Origin of the sequence: Ferrovibrio sp. (genome assembly GCF_046297895.1) — a bacterium.
Lineage (GTDB): Bacteria > Pseudomonadota > Alphaproteobacteria > Ferrovibrionales > Ferrovibrionaceae > Ferrovibrio.
Genome location: NZ_JBKBHC010000003.1, coordinates 31,301 through 50,041 on the forward strand (window position 1 = coordinate 31,301; position 18,741 = coordinate 50,041).

20 protein-coding genes are annotated in these 18,741 nt (G+C 66.7%); 17 read left to right on the forward strand and 3 right to left on the reverse strand.

Translation table 11 applies throughout. From position 1 onward, the window contains the following. Positions 1-5: 5 nt before the first annotated feature. The 14 genes from ACK4FK_RS05075 to ACK4FK_RS05140 all read left to right on the forward strand — a co-directional run bounded on the left by ACK4FK_RS05075 (position 6) and on the right by ACK4FK_RS05140 (position 10,792). Positions 6-485: a DUF2948 family protein gene (locus tag ACK4FK_RS05075; protein WP_409742022.1), complete on the forward strand. Its 480-nt coding sequence runs from the start codon at positions 6-8 to the stop codon at positions 483-485. Then, positions 482-1,177 (forward strand): ATP phosphoribosyltransferase, encoded by a 696-nt coding sequence (gene hisG, locus ACK4FK_RS05080; RefSeq protein WP_409742025.1) that lies wholly within the window; start codon positions 482-484, stop codon positions 1,175-1,177. Before ACK4FK_RS05075 ends, hisG begins: the two co-directional genes overlap by 4 nt. Beyond that, positions 1,177-2,478: a histidinol dehydrogenase gene (hisD, locus tag ACK4FK_RS05085; RefSeq protein WP_409742028.1), complete on the forward strand. Its 1,302-nt coding sequence runs from the start codon at positions 1,177-1,179 to the stop codon at positions 2,476-2,478. Before hisG ends, hisD begins: the two co-directional genes overlap by 1 nt. After that, complete coding sequence (locus ACK4FK_RS05090; protein ID WP_409742031.1) at positions 2,475-2,966, forward strand: UPF0262 family protein; 492 nt, start codon at positions 2,475-2,477, stop codon at positions 2,964-2,966. Before hisD ends, ACK4FK_RS05090 begins: the two co-directional genes overlap by 4 nt. Positions 2,967-2,971: 5 nt before the next feature. After that, positions 2,972-3,418 carry an arsenate reductase ArsC gene (locus tag ACK4FK_RS05095; RefSeq protein WP_409742033.1) on the forward strand — a complete coding sequence of 149 codons (447 nt, stop codon included), beginning with the start codon at positions 2,972-2,974 and terminating at the stop codon, positions 3,416-3,418. 78 nt (positions 3,419-3,496) lie between these two features. Beyond that, positions 3,497-3,895, forward strand: coding sequence for a hypothetical protein (locus ACK4FK_RS05100; RefSeq protein WP_409742036.1), 399 nt, complete (start codon positions 3,497-3,499; stop codon positions 3,893-3,895). Positions 3,896-4,035: 140 nt separating this feature from the next. After that, positions 4,036-4,791, forward strand: a complete 756-nt coding sequence (locus ACK4FK_RS05105) for an SIMPL domain-containing protein (RefSeq protein WP_409742039.1) — start codon at positions 4,036-4,038, stop codon at positions 4,789-4,791. Between the two features lie 162 nt (positions 4,792-4,953). Further along, positions 4,954-6,180, forward strand: coding sequence for an ATP-binding protein (locus tag ACK4FK_RS05110; RefSeq protein ID WP_409742042.1), 1,227 nt, complete (start codon positions 4,954-4,956; stop codon positions 6,178-6,180). A gap of 117 nt (positions 6,181-6,297) precedes the next feature. Beyond that, positions 6,298-6,855, forward strand: a complete 558-nt coding sequence (locus ACK4FK_RS05115) for a molybdopterin-dependent oxidoreductase (protein ID WP_409742045.1) — start codon at positions 6,298-6,300, stop codon at positions 6,853-6,855. 196 nt (positions 6,856-7,051) lie between these two features. Continuing rightward, complete coding sequence (gene infA / locus ACK4FK_RS05120; protein ID WP_144067704.1) at positions 7,052-7,270, forward strand: translation initiation factor IF-1; 219 nt, start codon at positions 7,052-7,054, stop codon at positions 7,268-7,270. Between the two features lie 21 nt (positions 7,271-7,291). Beyond that, the gene (locus ACK4FK_RS05125) at positions 7,292-7,894 is read left to right on the forward strand and encodes a Maf family protein (protein WP_409742049.1); all 603 of its coding nucleotides are present in this window, start codon (positions 7,292-7,294) and stop codon (positions 7,892-7,894) included. Positions 7,895-7,907: 13 nt separating this feature from the next. Then, on the forward strand, positions 7,908-9,503 hold the full coding sequence (locus tag ACK4FK_RS05130; RefSeq protein ID WP_409742052.1) for a ribonuclease E/G: 1,596 nt from the start codon (positions 7,908-7,910) through the stop codon (positions 9,501-9,503). 2 nt (positions 9,504-9,505) lie between these two features. Further along, the gene (yacG, locus tag ACK4FK_RS05135; protein WP_409742055.1) at positions 9,506-9,712 is read left to right on the forward strand and encodes a DNA gyrase inhibitor YacG; all 207 of its coding nucleotides are present in this window, start codon (positions 9,506-9,508) and stop codon (positions 9,710-9,712) included. A gap of 225 nt (positions 9,713-9,937) precedes the next feature. Beyond that, on the forward strand, positions 9,938-10,792 hold the full coding sequence (locus ACK4FK_RS05140; protein ID WP_409742058.1) for a VacJ family lipoprotein: 855 nt from the start codon (positions 9,938-9,940) through the stop codon (positions 10,790-10,792). An 80-nt stretch (positions 10,793-10,872) separates the two neighbouring features. Here the strand turns inward: ACK4FK_RS05140 and ACK4FK_RS05145 are convergent, their stop codons facing one another. The 3 genes from ACK4FK_RS05145 to ACK4FK_RS05155 are packed head-to-tail and all read right to left on the reverse strand — an operon-like array spanning position 10,873 to position 14,495. After that, complete coding sequence (locus tag ACK4FK_RS05145; protein WP_409742061.1) at positions 10,873-12,960, reverse strand: ATP-binding protein; 2,088 nt, start codon at positions 12,958-12,960, stop codon at positions 10,873-10,875. A 57-nt stretch (positions 12,961-13,017) separates the two neighbouring features. Beyond that, the gene (locus ACK4FK_RS05150) at positions 13,018-13,554 is read right to left on the reverse strand and encodes an N-acetyltransferase family protein (RefSeq protein WP_409742064.1); all 537 of its coding nucleotides are present in this window, start codon (positions 13,552-13,554) and stop codon (positions 13,018-13,020) included. Beyond that, on the reverse strand, positions 13,551-14,495 hold the full coding sequence (locus ACK4FK_RS05155; protein WP_409742067.1) for a hydrogen peroxide-inducible genes activator: 945 nt from the start codon (positions 14,493-14,495) through the stop codon (positions 13,551-13,553). Before ACK4FK_RS05155 ends, ACK4FK_RS05150 begins: the two co-directional genes overlap by 4 nt. Positions 14,496-14,669: 174 nt before the next feature. On the opposite strand from ACK4FK_RS05155, the gene ACK4FK_RS05160 reads away from it, so the two are divergent. The 3 genes from ACK4FK_RS05160 to ACK4FK_RS05170 all read left to right on the forward strand — a co-directional run bounded on the left by ACK4FK_RS05160 (position 14,670) and on the right by ACK4FK_RS05170 (position 18,731). Continuing rightward, positions 14,670-15,209, forward strand: a complete 540-nt coding sequence (locus ACK4FK_RS05160) for a peroxiredoxin (RefSeq protein ID WP_409742069.1) — start codon at positions 14,670-14,672, stop codon at positions 15,207-15,209. 74 nt (positions 15,210-15,283) lie between these two features. Beyond that, the gene (locus ACK4FK_RS05165) at positions 15,284-15,850 is read left to right on the forward strand and encodes a carboxymuconolactone decarboxylase family protein (protein WP_409742072.1); all 567 of its coding nucleotides are present in this window, start codon (positions 15,284-15,286) and stop codon (positions 15,848-15,850) included. A gap of 379 nt (positions 15,851-16,229) precedes the next feature. Continuing rightward, complete coding sequence (locus ACK4FK_RS05170) at positions 16,230-18,731, forward strand: methyl-accepting chemotaxis protein (protein ID WP_409742075.1); 2,502 nt, start codon at positions 16,230-16,232, stop codon at positions 18,729-18,731. Positions 18,732-18,741: the final 10 nt, after the last annotated feature.

Below are 18,741 nucleotides of genomic sequence, written 5' to 3' on the forward strand. Positions count from 1 at the left end.
ACGCCATGGCGCCGCCACGTTTCCTGCCGCTGAAGCTGCGCGCCGAGGATGTCGAGGACATCACGGTGCTGTCGGCCTGCCTGCAGGATGCGACGCTGCATGCCGCCGACATGACCTTCCAACCGCGCCAGCGCCGCTTCGTCATGGTTCTGAACCGCTTCCGCTGGGAAGACGAGCACCTGGCCGATACAAGGCGCCGGCTGATCCGCGCCGTGCCGCATGTGCGCGTGCCCGCCGGCCTGCATTTCGAAGGCGTGTTGAAGGTGCAGTCCAGCGGCATCGACCGGCAGGATGCAAAAACCCCGCTCGAGCTGCTCTCGATCCTGGCCGAGCCGGCTGGCGAGGCGCCCGGCGCTCAGCTCACCCTGGTTTTCGCCGGCGGCGCCGCCGTGCGGCTGGAGGTGGAATGCGTCGACGCGCAGATGCAGGATATCGGCCAGCCCTACCCGGTGCGCCATGCGCCCAAGCACAAGGAAGTGTCATGAACGCCGCCCCTTCCGACAAGCTGGTGATGGCCCTGCCCAAGGGCCGCATCCTGAAGGAAGTCATGCCGCTGCTGCACGCCGTCGGCATCGTGCCCGAGCCGGAATTCGCCGACGAGAACAGCCGCAAGCTGCGCTTTGCCACCAGCCAGCCGGATATCGAGCTGATCCGCGTGCGCAGCTTCGACGTCGCCACTTTTGTTGCCTTCGGCGCCGCCCAGCTCGGCGTGGCGGGCAATGATGTCCTGATGGAATTCGACTTCCCCGAGATCTACGCCCCGCTCGACCTCGATATCGGCCACTGCCGCCTGTCGGTGGCCGAACCGGTGGAACTCTCGGCTTCCGACGATCCGAAACGCTGGAGCCATGTGCGGGTGGCCACCAAATACCCGCATGTGACGCAGAAATATTTCGCCGCCCGCGGCGTGCAGGCCGAATGCATCAAGCTGAACGGCGCCATGGAACTGGCGCCAACCCTGGGGCTGTGCCGCCGCATCGTGGACCTGGTCTCCACCGGCGCTACATTGAAGGCCAACGGCCTGGTCGAAGTGGAAATCATCGCCAACGTCACCTCGCGTCTGGTGGTGAACCGGGCCGCGCTGAAAACCCGGCCGCTGCAGGTCGGCGGCTGGCTGGAGAAATTCCGCGCCGCCGTCGAGCAGGCGGCGGCTGCGAAGAAGAAAGTTGCCGTCTGATGCCCGTCTTCCTCAACGCTGCCGATCAGGGTTTCGCCGCGCGCTTCGACGCGATGGTGAAGGCCAAGCGCGACGCCGAGGCCGATGTCTCGGCCACGGTCGCGCAGATCATCGCCGATGTGCGCAAGCGCGGCGATGCCGCCCTGCACGAACTGAACCTGAAATTCGATCGCGTCGATTCGGCCAAGCTCGGTCTGCGCATCGGTCAGGCCGAGATCGATACCGCCGCCGCACAGGTGGATGCCGGCACGTTCAAGGCGCTGGAGGTTGCGGCCGAGCGTATCCGCGCCTTCCACGCGCGCCAGAAGCCGGCCGACGATTTCTACACCGATGCACAAGGCGTGAAGCTGGGGCATCGCTGGACGCCGCTGGACGCCGTGGGTCTTTATGTGCCCGGCGGCAAGGCGGCCTATCCGTCGTCTGTGCTGATGAACGCCATTCCCGCCGTGGTGGCCGGCGTGCGCCGCGTCGTGGTCACGCTGCCCACCCCGGGGGGCGAGTTGAACCCGCTGGTGATGGCGGCGCTGAAACTGGCCGGGGTGACGGAAGTCTACCGCACCGGTGGCGCCCAGGCCGTGGCCGCCCTGGCCTATGGCACCGAAAGCATCAAGGCGGTCGACAAGATCACCGGTCCGGGCAACAGCTACGTGGTCACGGCCAAGCGGCTGGTCTTCGGCCAGGTCGGCATCGACAATCCGGCCGGGCCTTCCGAGATCCTCGTGGTGGCCGATAATAAAAACGATCCGGCCTGGATCGCTGCCGATCTTCTGAGCCAGGCCGAGCATGACGAGGTGGCGCAGTCGGTGCTGATCACCGATGACGCCGCCTTCGCCGAACAGGTGGGCGCCGCCGTGCGCCAGCAGCTTTCCACCATGCCGCGCAGCGCCATCGCCACGGCGAGCTGGGAAAAATTCGGCGCGCTCATCACGGTGAAGCAGCTTGCCGATGCCGCACCGCTGGTGGATGCCATCGCGCCCGAGCACCTGGAGCTCGCCATCGACGATCCTCAGGCCCTGGCCTCCAAGGTGCGCCATGCCGGCGCGATCTTCCTCGGCCGCCACACGCCGGAAGCCGTGGGCGACTACGTTGCCGGCCCCAACCATGTGCTGCCGACGGCGGGCGCGGCGCGTTTCGCCTCCGGCCTCAATCTGCTCGATTTCATGAAGCGCACCACGCTGGTGCAGTGCGACGCCGCCTCGCTGCAGCGGATCGGGCCGGCCGCCGTGGCCCTGGCCGAGGCCGAGGGACTGCAGGGCCATGCGCTGTCGGTCGCCATTCGACTGGCCAAGGGCGCGGCATGACCGAAAAGGCGCCGCCAACCACGCACCGCCTCGTCGACGTGCAGCTCGACGAGCGCACGGTGGTGCGCCGTTCGCCCGACATCGAGCATGAACAACGCGTGGCGATCTTCGATCTGCTGGAGCAGAACGTCTTCTCGCCCATCGGCGCCCATGAAAACCAGGGCCCGTTCCAGCTCATGCTGGCGATCGAGGACAACCGCCTGGTCTTCGATATCCGCGACGAGGGTGCCACGCCGCTGGGCAAGATCATTCTGGCCCTCTCGCCCTTCCGCCGCATCGTGAAGGACTATTTCGAGATCTGCGACAGCTATTACCAGGCGATCAAGCGCTCCTCGCCATCGCAGATCGAAACCATCGACATGGCGCGCCGCGGCGTGCACAACGAGGGATCCGAGCTGCTGCGCGAGCGGCTGAAGGGCAAGATCGACACCGATTTCGATACCGCCCGCCGGCTGTTCACCCTGATCTGCGTCCTGCATATCCGGTAAGCCGTATGAGCGATCGGCTTCCCGGCAGCGTGCTGTTCTGTTGCACCATGAACAGCGTGCGCTCCCCCATGGCCGAGGGCATACTCAAGGCGCTGTATCCGAAGCAGGTCTTCGTCGACTCCGCCGGCGTGCGCAAGCAGCCGGTCGACCCGCTCGCCGTCGAGGTGATGGACGAGATCGGGCTCGATATCTCGAAACATCGCTCCAAGACATTCGACGATCTGGAGGATTCCTCCTTCGACCTGATCGTCTCGCTGTCGCCCGAGGCGCAGCACACCGCGGTCGACATGACGCGCACCATGGCCTGCGACGTGGAATTCTGGAACACCTTCGACCCCACCATCGTCGAAGGCACGCGCGAGCAGCGCCTGCAGGCCTATCGCGAGGTGCGCGATTTCCTGATGAAGAAAATCCGCGAGCGTTTCGTCAGGAAGCCGGCCGTCGCCGGCTGAAAGGATTGACCTGCGTCAAGGCGCTCCGGCCACGCCGGGTGCAGATTCCTCTCGTATCGTCCGCTGGAGGAAAACGCGATGTCGCATTACCATGCCGTGGTCTGGCTCGATCATGTCGAGGCCCGGATCTTCCATTTCAACAGGGAAGAAGCCGAGAAGTTCACGGTACACGGCCACAAGCACCATCTGCACCACAAGGCCAGCTCCGTCGTGGGTTCGGGCCGCGAACCGGCAGACCTCGCCTTCTACGCCGAGGTCGCGCATAAGCTGGAGGGCGCCGGCGAGGTGCTGGTGCTCGGCCCCGGCGCGGCCAAGCTGGAATTCATCCGCCATGTCCACAAGGCGGCGCCGCAACTGGAATCCAAGATCGTCGGGGTCGAGACCGTGGACCACCCCACCGATGGCCAGGTGGTGGCCTACGCCCGCAAGTATTTCCACGCCAAGGACCGCATGCGGCCGCTGCTGGCGACGCACTGATCCTGCCATCTGCGCGGGCCAGGCGCGGGCCAGGTACTGGCCCGGGCGCCTGGTTCCGCGCCTGGCCCGGCCTTTTTTGCCGCAAAGTCGCCATGGTTCTCCGGTTATGCTGCGGCATAACGATCCGGAGATTTTCTCTCATGGCGACCATCCGCGTCCTTTCCGTTGCCGCCGTCGCGGCGTTCCTGCTGGCCCCCGTGCTGATCTCGGGCATCGCCGCCGCGCAGACGGCGCAGCGCGTATTGCCCGATGACGCCACCCTGCTGGCCCTGAACGAGCAGGCCGAGCGCGACGTCACCCCCGACACCATCCGCGCCCGCCTGGTGGCGCAGGCCAGCTCCGAGCAGGCCGCTGCCGCGCAGGCCAGCGTCAACGCCGCCATGGCCAGGGCGCTGGCCCGCGTGCGCTCCGTGGGTCTCGACGTCGAGACCGGCGGCTACAGCACCTGGCAGGAAGCGCCGGCGCGCCCGCAGGCCCTGCCGGCGGGCGCCAAGCCGCCCGCGCCCGTGTGGCGCGCACAGCAGAGCATGATCCTGACCGCGAAGGAGGATGCGAAACTGCTGGACGTCGTTGGCATCCTGCAGGGCGAGGGACTGGCGCTGCAGGAGCTGGGTTACATGATCTCGCGCGAGCAGCAGCGCGCCGTGCAGGACGATCTGGTGGCCGAGGCGCTGCAGCGCCTGACCGCGCGGGCCCAGCGCGCCGCCGCCGCACTGGGCATGGATTTCGCCGGCTGGGCGCGCATCGGCGTGCATGGCGGCGGCGTCTCGCGCCCGATGCTGATGCGCGCCGCCGAGGCCAAGGGCGTGGCCGCCGGTGTGCCGCCGGTAACCGCCGCCGGCGAACAGACGGTGAGCATGACCGTGGATGGCGAGGCGATCCTGAAGCGCCGCTGATCGCATTCCTGCACCCTGCCGCGGTCGATTTCCATTTCCGGTCGCGGCAGTGTCATGGTTAATCGCAAGAGTGGGTTTTGCCGCGCAAAGCAATGCTTGCAGGGGCGAAGACCCGCCTCTATGTAAGGGCCTCCTGCCAGTGATCCCCACGAGATTGCCGCTTTGGTCGCCGCACCCTTGCCGCCCGACGAAGCCGCGCGCCTGACCGCGCTGCGCCGCCTCGCCATTCTGGATACGCCATACGATCCGCGCTTCGATCGTCTGGTGCAGCTGGCCACGCGCGTTTTCGGCACCACGGGCGCGATGATCAGCCTGGTCGATACCGACCGCCTCTGGTTCAAGGCCCATACCGGCATCGACGTGCGCGAAATTCCGCGCCAGCATGGCTTGTGCGCCTGGGCGATCCTGAAGGACGAGGTCTGCGTCATCGAAGATGCCTCGCAGGACAGCCGCTTCGACGGAAATCCCTATGTCGCCGGCGAGGGCGGCCTGCGCTTTTATGCCGCCGCGCCGCTGGTCGGCCTCGGCGGCCAGCCGGTGGGCACGCTGGCGATCTTCGACACGGTGGCGCGCAGCTTCGACGCAAAGGCGCAGGCGCAGCTCCGCGAATTCGCCGCCCTTGCGGTGGATGCGATGGAGCTGCATCGCGCGCTGACCGAGACCGAGGCCGCTCGCGAAGAGGCCATGCTGGCCTCGCGCTCGAAAGGCGAGTTCCTCGCCTTCATGAGCCATGAGTTGCGCACGCCGCTGAATGCAGTCATCGGCTTCGCCGAGCTGCTGGAAAGCGAGGCCTATGGTCCGCTGGGCGATAGCCATTACAAGGACTATGCCAGCCTGATCGGCCGCGCCGGCCGGCATCTGCTGGAGGTGATCACCTCGATCCTCGATCTCTCGCGCATCGAGGCCGGCAAGATGACGCTGACGCTGGATCGCCTGAAGGTGGTGGACGAGGCCGATGCGGTGATCTCGCTGCTGATCACCCAGGCGCGGCAGAAGGAGCTGTCGCTGGTAATGGATGCCTCGCTGCATGGCTTGCCGGTGCTGCAGGCCGACCGCAGCGCCTTCCGCCAAGTGCTGCTTAACCTGATTTCGAATGCGATCAAGTTCACGCCGTCCGAGGGCCGCATTGTGGTGGACGGCAAGGTGGACGATCACGGCGCGCTGCGCATCAGCGTCCGCGACGATGGCCCCGGTATCGCGCCGGTCGATCTGGCGCGGCTGGGCGAGGCTTTCTATCAGGCCGGTCCGAAAAGCCAGCGCCGCCAGGGCACTGGCCTGGGCCTGGCGATCTCGCATCGCCTGATGGCCCTGCATGGCGGCAGGCTCACCATCGACAGCGAACTCGGCTGCGGCACCACGGCGACGATGGTTTTCCCGCCCGCCGCCTGATCGGCCTATCCTGGCCGGATTGTCCTGGCCCGCCATTCTAAAAATCAATTCACTGGACGATCATCGCTGTCCCGCGTAACCAGAATGGGACGAAACGCCCTTCGGGAGGATGATGTTATGCGTATTCTTGTCGCCCTGTTCGCCCTTTGCCTGCTGGCCGTCGCGCCGCTGCACGCCCGCGCCGCCGGTCTGGCCCAGCCGGCGGGTCCGGTGGTGCTCACGATCCATGGCAAGATCGCCAACGCCAACCGCGGCGCGGTGAACGAGTTCGACGACGCCTTCTTCAAGTTCGGCAATGTTGGCTTCGACAAGGGCGCCGCCTTCGATCTTGCCATGCTGGAAAAGCTGGGCATGAAGACGCTGACGGTGAAATACGACACCTGGCCGAAGGCCTATCGCTTCGAAGGACCGCTGCTGCGCGACGTGCTGAAGGCCGCCGGCGCATCGGGCAAGAGCGTGAAGGTCTATGCCATCGACGGCTATGGCGCCGAAATCCCCATGGCCGAGATCGAAAAGTTCGACGTGCTGCTGGCGGTGAAGGCTGATGGCAAGTATCTGGGCCTTGGCGGCCGCGGCCCCACCTGGGTGGTGTTCCCGCGCGATGCCAGCCCCGAACTGAAGAAGCAGGATGACGCCAAATGGGTGTGGTCGGCCATCCGCATTGAAGTGGAATAGGCCGCATCAGGGCAGAATAGGTCGTCCGGCGACGGCTTTTCGCACTTTGTTCCATTTGGGCGCGGCCTAGCCATGGCCCCGGGGTGGGCTGCGCTTGATTTTCCGGCCCGCTGCGCGCATGTTCTCGCCCGCGCTGCATGGCGCACCCCGTGCCGCGTCGTTTCCGGACGCGCGACTACCGTAAAACAGAGGTTGAATGGCGAAGGAAGAATTGCTGGAGTTCCCCGGCGTGGTCGACGAGTTGCTGCCCAACGCGATGTTCCGGGTCAAGCTCGACAATGGCCACGAAGTGCTGGCCCATACCTCGGGCAAGATGCGCAAGAACCGCATCCGCGTTCTGGCCGGCGACAAGGTCATGGTGGAAATGACCCCTTACGACCTGACCAAGGGTCGCATCACCTTCCGCTTCAAGTAAGTCTGGTCCGGGGCCGGAATCGTGGCCGCCCATCCGTCGGTCCTGCCTCTTGTACTGGCCTCCGCCTCGCCGCGCCGGCGCGACCTGCTGGCCCAGATCGGCATCCAGCCGACCGAAATCCGCGCCGCCGATCTGGACGAAACCCCGCTCAAGGGTGAATTGCCGCGTGCGCTCGCCGCGCGCCTCAGCCTGGCCAAGGCGACCGCCGTGGCCAGGGAGCGCCCCGATGCCCTGGTGCTGGCTGCCGACACCGTTGTGGCGCTGGGCCGCCGCATCCTGCCCAAGGCCGAGACCGAGGCCGAGGTGCGCGACTGTCTCGGCCTGCTGTCCGGCCGGCGCCATCGCGTGCTGACCGGCCTGTGCCTGATCCATCCCGATGGCCGCCTGGCCACCCGCGTGGTCGAGACCATTCTGCGGTTCCAGCGGCTGGATGCGGCGGCGGTTGCCGCCTATCTGCGAAGCGGTGAGGGGCTCGGCAAGGCCGGTGGCTATGCCATTCAGGGCCGCGCCGCCGTCTTCGTCGCCTGGCTCGGCGGTTCCTATTCCAATGTGGTTGGCCTGCCGCTGGCCGAAACCGCCGGGCTGCTGCGCGGCTTCGGCTATCCGCTATGGCCGGAAAACTAGTATAGTCGATTCGATGGCCAATGAGCTGCTGATCGATGTGGGACTGACCGAGACGCGCGTCGCGCTGGTCGAGGACGACCGGCTGGTGCATCTCGATCTCGAACGGCCCGATCGCGATTCCGCGCTCGGCGCCATTTTCCTCGGCCGCGTGCGCCGCATCGAAAAGGGCCTTCAGGCCGCCTATGTCGATATCGGCCTCAGCCGCGACGGCTTTCTGGGCCGCGACGACCTGGTAGAGGGCGGCGACAAGCCGATTGAGCAATGCCTGCATGAAGGCGAGACCGTGCTGGTGCAGGTCAGCCGCGATCCGGTCGGCGAGAAGGGCGTCAAGCTCACCTGCCACATCGCCCTGCCGGGCCGGTTCCTGTCGCTGACGCCCCATGATCCCGCCGTGCGCGTGAACCGGCGCATCAGCCAGGATGCCGAGCGCATGCGGCTGGCCGCCGTGATGCAGAGCCTGCTGGCGCTGGCCGACCAGACCCCGCTGGAGGTCACCGCGCGGCTGCAGCGCGAGGTGAGCGAGCGGCTGCAGCACCGCGCCGGCGAACGCCGCGTCGCCAGGCCGGTCAAGCGCGAGCCCGAGCGCCGCAAAGGCGAAGAACGCCGCAAGGCCATGGGCTGCATCGTCAATGCCAATGCCGACGGCGTTTCGAAAGAGGATCTCGCCGCCGATCTGGACCGCCTGCGCGCGCGCTGGATTGCCATCGAGGAGCGCCGCGCACGGGCCGATGCGGCTTCCGATGTGCCGGCGGAATTGTGGCGCGAGATGGGGCCGGTGGGCCGCGCGCTGCGCAATTACGTCGGTGCCAGGCTGGACCGCATCCGCGTCAACGCGGCGGCGGGTTTTGCGGAAGCGCGCGCCTGGCTGTTCGAGCACGCGCCCAATTACGTGGCGCGGCTGGAGCGTTTCGACGATCCCGCCGGCCTGTTCGAGCTGTTCGACATCGAGGCCGACATCGCCGCCGCGCTTGGCCGCCGCGTCGAGTTGCCCTCGGGCGGCGCCATCGTGTTCGGCGAGACCGAAGCGCTGACTGCCATCGACGTCGATTCCGGCCGCGCATCGGCGCGCAGCGGCCAGGCCTTCGAGGAACAGGCGCTGCAGACCAACCTGCAGGCCGCCGTCGAGATCGCGCGCCAGCTGCGCCTGCGCGGCATCGGCGGCATCGTCGTGATCGATTTCCTGCATATGGAAAACGCCGCCTATCGCGCCCAGACGGTGAATGCCCTGCGCAACGCGCTGAAAAGCGACCCGGCCCCCACCAAGGTGCTGGGCATGTCGGCGCTGGGGCTGGTCGAGATGACGCGCAAGCGTTTCGGCGAGTCGCTCGCGGCACGCCTGTTCGAGAACTGCCCCACCTGCGACGGCGACGGCCGGCTGCCCTCGCTGCCTGCCGTGCTGGCCGAAGTGCTGCGTCGCGCCTGGCGCGAGGCCGGCAGCGGCCCGTCGGGCGGGGGCCGGGTGGAGATCGCCTGCGCACCCGATCTGGCCGCCCTGATCGATGCCGAATTGCGGGCAAGGCTGGAACGCCAGATCGGCGCCGCCGTGCAGGTGAAGCCCGAGGCCGGCCGCCGCCGCGAATCCTTCACCGTCAGCCGCCTGGGACATTGACCATGCCGGCCGCCAAAGCCTGTCCGATCTGCGGCAAGCCGGCGACGGAGACGCATGCCCCGTTCTGCTCGGTGCGCTGTGCCGATGTCGATCTGAACCGCTGGCTGAAAGGCGCCTATGCCATCCCGGCGGTGGAAACCGATGATCCCGACGACGAGGAGGCCGGGGAGGGGTCTCGGGCGGACGCCCCCGGTTCCGCCCTGCACTGAGCCGGTGCCGGTTCCGCCGCCTGCCTCGCCGGTTGTGGCCGGCGGCAATACCCCTCCGATTCGGATAGGCTCCGGCTGTTGCAGAACTGCATCACCCCTGTGGAAAAAAAGCCTTCGCGCGCCCCGATACCTAGCGGCGGTCACACCTGGCCGGGATTCGGCTTGCCCCGGCTGCCTAGATGCCTGATAAGCTTACTGTTCAGAAGTATAAGAGGTTGCCAGCCTATGCACGCTACCCAGCCCTCGTCCGGCCAGCGCCAGCCGCAGTGGAAGGTCCCACAGTGGAAGGCCGTTGCCGCCGCCGCCCTTCTCGCGGGCGGCCTGCTTGCCGGCTGCACCACCGCACCGGCCGATCCGCAGGCCCGTGCCGCCTATGACGAGGCCAACGATCCGCTCGAGCCGGTCAACCGCGCGCTGTTCGAATTCCACCAGGTGCTCGACAATTTCCTGCTCAAGCCGGTGGCTTTCGTCTATTCCACCCTGGTGCCCGAGCCGGCGCGCGAAGGCGTGCGCAACGCCCTGCTCAACCTCAAGACCCCGGTCTTCCTCGCCAACGACCTGATGCAGGGTGAGACCATGCGTGCCGGCGACACGCTGCAGCGCTTCGCCATCAATTCCACCATCGGCGTGCTGGGCGTGTTCGATGCCGCCGACAAGTGGTTCGGCATTCCGCGCCATACCGAGGATTTCGGCCAGACGCTCGCCGTCTGGGGCAGCGGCGAAGGCCCGTACCTGTTCATTCCGGTGATCGGTCCGAGCAATCCGCGCGACCTGGTCGGCCTGGCGGCCGATTCGGCGATGGACCCGCTCAACTGGTATCTGAACAACACCGATCGCCAGGAATGGATCTACGCCCGCACGGCGCTGACCGGCATCGATGCCCGCGCCGAGCTGCTTGAGACCCTCGACAATCTCGAAAAGACCTCGCTGGATTACTACGTCACGATGCGCAGCGTGTATCGCCAGCGCCGCGCCGACGAGATCGCCAATCGCAAGCCGCGTCAGCCCTCGGTGTCGCCCACCATCAGCCAGGCCGCCGACGCGGGCAGCGAGATCGAGGTCAAGCCGGCCAAGCAATAACCGGCCGCCCTCCGCGCCAGACACGGCAGAACGGATTCAACGGCGCGCCAACAGGGCGCGCCGTTTTTGTTTGCTTCGGGTCAGGCCTGCGCCGGCGCCACGCAATGCGGCGGGAAATGCAGCGTCACCCGCGTGCCCTGCTGTGCGGTCGATTGCACCGCGATCGTGCCGCCATGCAGTTCCATCAGCTTGCGGCAGATGCTCAGGCCCAGGCCACTGCCTTCGATGCGCCGCACGCCGGCATCGGCCTGCCAGAAGGGTTCGAACACGCGCGACAGGTTCTCCGGCGCGATGCCGATGCCGGTATCGGTCACCGTCAGCGTCACGCCGCCATCCTCGGCGCGCTGCCCGCTGATCGCGATGCTGCCGCCGTTCGGTGTGAATTTCATCGCATTGCCCAGAAGGTTGATCAGCACCTGCTTGATGGCGCGGGCATCCACGTTCAGGCTGGGCAGGCCGGAATCGAGCTGGCCGCTCAGCTTCAGTCCGGCCTCGCGGGCGCGCCCGCGCACCAGCCGCAGGCTGTCGTCCACCAGATCCTGCGGGTGATGCGTGGCCAGCTCCAGTTCCAGCCGGCCGCTCTCGATCTTGGAAACGTCGAGAATGTCGCTGATCACGCTCAGCAGGTGATGCGCGCTGCGGCTGATGTCTTCGGCATATTCAAAGTATTTCGGCGATTGCGGCCCCAGCATCTGGTTGGCGATCATGTCGGAAAATCCGATGATGGCGTTCAGCGGCGTGCGCAGCTCATGGCTCATATGCGCCAGGAATTCGCTCTTCGCCCGGTTGGCGGTTTCCGCCACCTCGCGCTGGCGGGCATAGCTTTCCACCAGTTGCTCGCGCTCGGCAGCCTGCTCGCGCAGGGCCGCCTCCAGCTGTTTGCGCTCGGTGATGTCGGTGGCGATGCTGCCTACCGCCAGCAGACGGCGCTGCGCGTCGTAGATCGGAAACCGCACCAGGATGTAGTCGCGTTCACTGCCGTCGCGCAGCCGGTTCTGCGAGTCGAAGACCAGCGCCTGGCCGGCGGCGATGGTATCGGCGATCTGCTGATCGAAGCGTTTGGCGATGGTCGGCAGAAAGAAGTCGTGCGGTTTGCGGCCGATCATCTCGTCGGGGCGTATGTTCAGCAGGTCGGCATAATGCCGGTTCGCCATCAGGTAGCGGCCCTGCGCGTCCTGCAAGGCCATTACGATCGGCGGATTGTCCATCATGCCCTGCAGCAGCGCCTCGCTGGCGGCCCGTCGCCGCAACTGACGCCATGTGGCCCATAATGCTGCGATCGCCCCAAGCGTGGCGATGCCGAGCAGCAGGCCATAGCCGAGCGCGGCGCGCTGCCAGGTTCTGTCGATGTCGCGCTGGCCCACGCGCAGCATGACGTTGATGGGGAAGCCGGACAGGCGCGACCAGTACAGGATGCCGTCCTCGATGGCGACATGACCACGCTCGCCGTCGATGAACCCGGTCAGGCCTGCCAGTTCGGCGGCCTCGTGCTGCGGCCAGCCGACGATCAGTCGGCCCTGTTCGTGCACCAGCGCCGCGGTCGAGACCGGCAGGCCGAGGTAATTCGGGTCCAGCAACTCGTCGCCGGTGATGTTCAGCGACGCGACGATGACGCCGGCGAAACGCCCGCTGAAATCGACCAGACGGCGGCTGAGCCACAGGCTGCTCGCACTGTCGGTCCAGCCCGCGGAAATCTGCTGCAGCGTGCCGCTGCGGTGGCGGTCGAAAGCCGGATGCCAGGCGACATCGAGCGGCATCGCGGCCGTGCCGGTGGAAAAACGGCGCGAGCCGTCCGCGGCATAGACATGCAGGCCGTCCACCTGCGGCAGTATGGCGACGCGCTCGCTCAGCGCCTGGGCAATCGATTCGCTCGGGTTCAGGCCCTGCGCGACGCGGTCGCCCAGTTCGGCGCCGCCGAATTGCAGCAGCAGGTCGGCCACGTCGATCTGGTGCTGCGCCGTATCCGCCAGGCTGCGGCTCAGGCCGGCGGCCTGCAGGTTGATGCGGTCGCGGTCGGCATCGCGCAGATTGAGCACCAGCGCATAAATCAGGGTGCTGGCGGCAGCCAGCAGGATCGCGACAACGACGACGACCGCGCCGAAGCCACGTGGTATGCCGCGGCCGCGCCGGGGAATCGGTGCCGTCGTCTGATTGCTGCGCTCGGTCATCCCGGATCTGTTTCCCGATCCGACTCTGTCACAGGTGGTTGCGGAACGACAAAGGTTTTATGGCGCGTGGGCGCTACGCGGGCAGGCGGGAAACCAGTTTCTGTCGGCCTGCGCCGCCAGTGCTGCCAGTGCCGGCTGGGTCATGCGGTAGGGCAGCCACTCCTTCAGGTGGCCGATGCCGATGCGATGGTAGAATTCCCGTGTTGGATTCCAGTCCAGCACGTTCAGGTCGAGTCGCTTGCAGCCACGTGCATCTGCGATGGCGGCCAGCGCCGTGATCAACTGCCGCCCCAGGCCATGGCCGCGTGCGCGTTCCAGCACGAACAGGTCCTCGACATAGATGCCGGCCCGCCCTTCCCAGGTGGAGTAATTGTGGAAGAACAGCGCGAATCCCACCGGCTCGCCGTGCAGTTCCGCGATCAGCGCTTCGAATCGCCTCTCATTGCCGAAGCCGTCGCGCAGAACATCCGCGGGTGTGATCTTCACGCTGCTCAGGGGTTCATTCTCATACAGCGCCAATGCCTGCACCAGACTCACGATGGTGGCGGCATCGGCCGGCGTCGCCGGACGGATCAGGGTATTGCTCATGCTCATGCTGTCTTGCTCTGCGATTCGGAAACCGGCTGCTTCAGCGCGGCCACCAGGGCCTCGCCGAACAGGGTGAACTCCTTGGCACGCTGCGTGCCGCGCCGCCAGGCCAGGCCAATATGGCGCGCCGGCGCCTTGGCCTTGCCCTCGTTGGCCAGCGGGCGCGTCGTCACCTCGGTGCCGCGCAGGATGCCGGCATCCAGGGCCAGCCGGGGCAGCAGGGTGACGCCCAGGCCGCTATCGACCATCTGCACCAAGGTGTGCAGCGACGTGGCGGCGAAACCGTCGCGCCGCGGCGATGGCGGCAGACGGCAGGCCGCCAGCGCATGGTCGCGCAGGCAATGGCCGTCTTCCAGCAGCAGCAGCGGCGCATCGGCCAGATCGTCCAGCTTCACCGACTGGCGTTTCGTCAGGACGTGGTCGCTGCGGCAGGCCACCATGAATTCGTCGTCGAAGAGTTCCAGCGTGTCCAGCGCGCCGCCTTCATAGGGCAGGGCGATCAGCAGCAGGTCGAGCTTGCCGGCCTGCAGCTGGTCGACCAGCCGCGCGGTGAGATCCTCGCGCAGGAACAGCCGCAGGTCGGGAAAGCGCCGCCGCAGCGCGGGCAGCACGCGCGGCAGCAGGAAAGGCGAAATCGTCGGGATCACGCCCAGGCGCAGCGGCCCGCTCAAGGGCGCGGCGGCGGCGCGGGCCAGCAGCACCATCTCCTCCGCCTCGCGCAGCAATTCGCGCGCCCGCCCGGCCAGCTCCTCGCCCAGCGGGGTGAGCACCACCTTGCGCTTGGTGCGGTCCACCAGGGCGGCGCCGAGCTGGGTCTCCAGCTCCTGGATGCCGGCCGATAGCGTCGACTGGGTGACGAAACAGGCCTCGGCGGCCTTGCCGAAATGGCGGATTTCCGCCAAAGCGACCAGATAGCGCCATTGCCTCAGGGTGGGCAGGTTCAGCATGGCGCTATTTAATCGACTGAGCCGATTATTTTCAACGGAATTATCCGTTAGACCAATAATTAGAAAGCGTCTAATTATCACTTCGAGCGGGACACGGGGGCATCGCCAATGCCTCGACCAGCCCCGCCGCCCCAGACCTGAGCCATTCGTATCCAAGAGAGGAGCGTTTTTCACATGCTGACCATCGGCGACAAGTTCCCCGCCTTCAATCTCAAGGCCGTCGTGTCCACCGACCCGAAGAAGGCCTTCACCGACATCTCCAGCGAGTCCGACAAGGGCAAGTGGAAGGTCGTGTTCTTCTGGCCGAAGGACTTCACCTTCGTCTGCCCGACCGAGATCGCGGCCTTCGGCAAGCTGAACGGCGACTTCAACGACCGCGATGCCGTCGTCTACGGCGTGTCGACCGACTCCGAGTTCGTGCACCTGGCGTGGCGCAACAACCACGCGGATCTGAAGGATCTGCCGTTCGCCATGATCGCCGACATCAAGCGCGAGCTGAGCCAGCAGCTCGGCATCCTCGACAAGGCCGAGGGCGTCTGCCTGCGCGCCACCTTCATCGTCGATCCGGAAGGCATCATCCGCTTCGTGTCGGTGAACGATCTCAGCGTCGGCCGCAATCCGCAGGAAGTGCTGCGCGTGCTCGACGCCCTGCAGACCGACGAGCTTTGCCCCTGCAACTGGCAGAAGGGCGAAGAGGTCCTGAAGGCCGCCTAAGGCACCAGACAGGGATTCGCCGTGCCCGGCAGGGCACGGCGGATACCCGCGCCAGATCTGAAAGGAATTCAGCCATGAGCCTCGAAAGCCTGAAGAACCGCCTGCCCGACTATGCCCGCGACCTCAAGCTCAACCTGGGCTCGCTCGCCGCCGAACCGGGCCTGACCGAGCAGCAGCGCGCCGGCACCTTCGTCGCCTCCGCGCTCGCCGCCCGCGAGCCGTCCACGATCCGTGCCATCCTGGCCGAATTCGGTGCGCAGCTCTCGCCCGAGGCGCTGACCGCCGCCAAGGCCGCAGCCGCGATCATGGGCATGAACAACATCTACTACCGCTTCGTCCATCTGATGGGCGAGGGCGGCGGTGAGAACCAGTACAAGACCCTGCCGGCCAAGCTGCGCATGAACGTGATCGGCAAGCCCGGCGTGGAGAAGGTCGATTTCGAACTCTGGTCCCTTGCCGTGTCTGCCGTGAAGGGCTGTGGCATGTGCGTCATCGCCCACGAGCATGAACTGCGCAAGGCCGGCATGACCGCCGAGCAGGTGCAGCAGGCGGTGCGCATCGCCGCGGTGGTGCATGCCGTCGCCGTCACCCTGGATGGCGAGACTGCCATGGGCGGTGAACTGGCCGCCGCCGCCGAGTAACGCACCGGCGATCGTTTCGAATATCTGCCCGGGCCTCCCGCCCCTCCGCCCGGCAGATCCTGGGGCCGCCGCGACAGTCCCCCGTCTTGCACCGCGGCGGCCCCTTATTTTTTCCGTTTCATGAAATTTGCCGGCCCCCGGCAGGCTCTTTTACCCATACGGCGGTCCGGAATCTGAATCCTGGACGTGCATTGCAGGGCTTGGGGGCGCGATTTTTCCATCTTGGCGGTACTTTTTTGCAGCCCGCAGCCCGCCGAAGGGACGTTATTTCCCGGTAACCTGCTGAAATCGCATATATCCCCTGTTAACGACTGCCGGTAGATTGTGATTATCCACAATTCACGGTGCGCCGTAGGCGGACCATTCCCGGGAGTCGATCATGCGTATCCGCGCCAGCTTCTTGGTGTTTGTCGGTCTGATGGCGATCATCGTTCTCGGCCTGGCCGGCTGGGTGATCAACGACGGCCTGCGCGAGCGCGCCAATGCCATCGATGCCCGCGGCCTGGCCGCCACCCAGGGCGAGCTGCTGCGCCTGGTGGAACTGATCGGCATCGAGCGCGGCGCCTATAATGCCGCGCTGCGCGACGAGAAAACGACAGACCCGAACGGGGATTTCCTGGCCAAGCCGCGCAAGGCCTCGGACGACACCATTGCCGCCGCCCTGGCCAACGGTCGCGCCTCCGGTCATCCCGCCATCGACCTCGCCGCGATCCAGGCGCTTCAGGCCGGACTGCAGGACTGGCGCAAGAAGGTGGAGGCCGCCGTCACCCGGCCGATGGCCGAGCGGCCGGCCGATGTGATGAACGGCTATGTCCCGGCCCTGGCCGACATGGTCAACAAGCTGACGCCGCTGCTCAACCGCATCGATTCCGCGATCAGCCGCTCCGACGACGATGTCGCCATGCCGATGACCATCGCGCGGCTGGCTGCCGACATGCGCGCCGAGGCTAGCATCCGCGGCACCACCACGGTGAATGTGATCGCTTCCGCCAAGCCGATCCCGCCCGCCACCCGGATCTTCCTTGCCGAGCAGAGCGGCAAGGTGGATGCCATCTGGGCCCGCGTGGTCATGACCATGGGCATGATCGATGCGTCGCCCAATCTGAAGGAAAAGGTCGAGCAGACCCGCAAGAGCTTCTATGTCGACCTCAAGCAGATGCTCGACGGCATCTATGGCGCCAGCGACAAGGGCGAGCCCTATCCTTTTGCCAATATCGGCGAATTCCGCAGCAAGCAGAATCCGCTGCTCTATACCGCCGGCTATATGCGCGACGCCGCCATCGAGGATGCCCTCAAGGTGGCCGATGCGCTGATCGTGGAGCGCACGCGGCATGTCGCCATCGAGGCCGGCGTGGCTGCCATTGCCGTACTGGTGCTGATCATCGGCACCCTCTTCTTCCTGCGCCGCGTGATCGCGCCGCTGGCCGTGATCACCAACACCATGACGCGCATTGCCCATGGCGAATCCGCCGAGATCGGCTATGCCGACCGCAAGGACGAGGTGGGCGACATGGCTCAGGCGCTCAGTGTGTTCCAGCGCAATGCCGAGGAAAAGACCAAGCTCGAGTCCGAGGAGCGCGCCCGTGCCGAGGCCGAGGCGAAGCGCATGGCAGGCCAGCGCGAGGCCGAGGCCGCGATCAGCCGCGAGATCGCGCAGTTCTGCGCTGCCGTCGGCGATGGCGATTTCTCGCGGCGCATCGATCTTGCCGGCAAGGACGGCGTCTTTGCCGAACTCTCGGGTCAGCTCAATGGCCTGGCCGATACCATGCAGGGCGTGATGTCCGATCTGGGCGGCGTGTTGCAGGCCATGGCCAGCGGCGATCTCAGCCGTAATGCCGCCGGCAGCTACAAGGGCGCCTTCGCGTCGCTGGCCCAGGCCGCGCGCGACACCGTGGCGCGGCTGCGCGACTTCGCCCAGCGCCTGGCCGAAAGCGCCGAAACGGTGAAGACCGCCTCGGCCGAGATTTCGTCGGGCAGCCAGGACCTGGCGCAGCGGACGGAATCGCAGGCGGCCTCGATCGAGGAGACCGCCGCCTCGATGCACGAGATCACCGCGACAGTGAAGCAGAATGCCGACAATGCCCAGGCGGCGAACCAGTTGGCGTTGGCAGCCCGCGACAGCGCCCAGAAGGGTGGCAGCGTGGTCGGCGATGCCGTCGCCGCCGTGACGCAGATCGAGGAAAGCGCACGCAAGATCTCCGACATCGTGTCGCTGATCGACGAAATCGCCTTCCAGACCAACCTGCTGGCGCTGAACGCCTCGGTGGAGGCGGCGCGCGCCGGCGAGGCGGGCAAGGGCTTTGCCGTGGTGGCGCAGGAAGTGCGCGCCCTGGCCCAGCGCAGCGCCAATGCCAGCAAGGATATCAAGGCGCTGATCACGGAATCGAATGCCCAGGTGAAGACGGGTGCGGCACTGGTGAACCAGACCGGTGCATCGCTGACCGAGATCGTGGCTGCGATCAAGAAGGTCACCGACATCGTGGCCGAGATCGCCGCCGCCAGCCGCGAGCAGGCCACGGGCCTAGAGCAGATCAACACCGCCGTTGGCCAGATGGACGAGATGACCCAACGCAACGGCGCCCTGGTGGAAGAGACCTCGGCCTCGGCGCAGAATCTCGCCAACCAGGCGGGCGAGCTTTCGGCGCTGGTTGGCTTCTTCAAGCTCGACAGTTCCACGGTTTCCGCGCAGAAACCTGCTGCCGTGAGACCCGTCGCCGCGGCGCCGGCGAGCACGAAGCCGGCCGCACCCGGCCGGCCCGCCGCCAGCAGTCCCGCTCCCGGCAGCGCCGCGCCCGGCAGTGCCGCCGCAGGCAACCCAAAACCCGCGAGCGCGAAGCCGGCCGCACCGGCGCCGGGTGACGACGACTGGCAGGAATTCTGATATGCAGTCC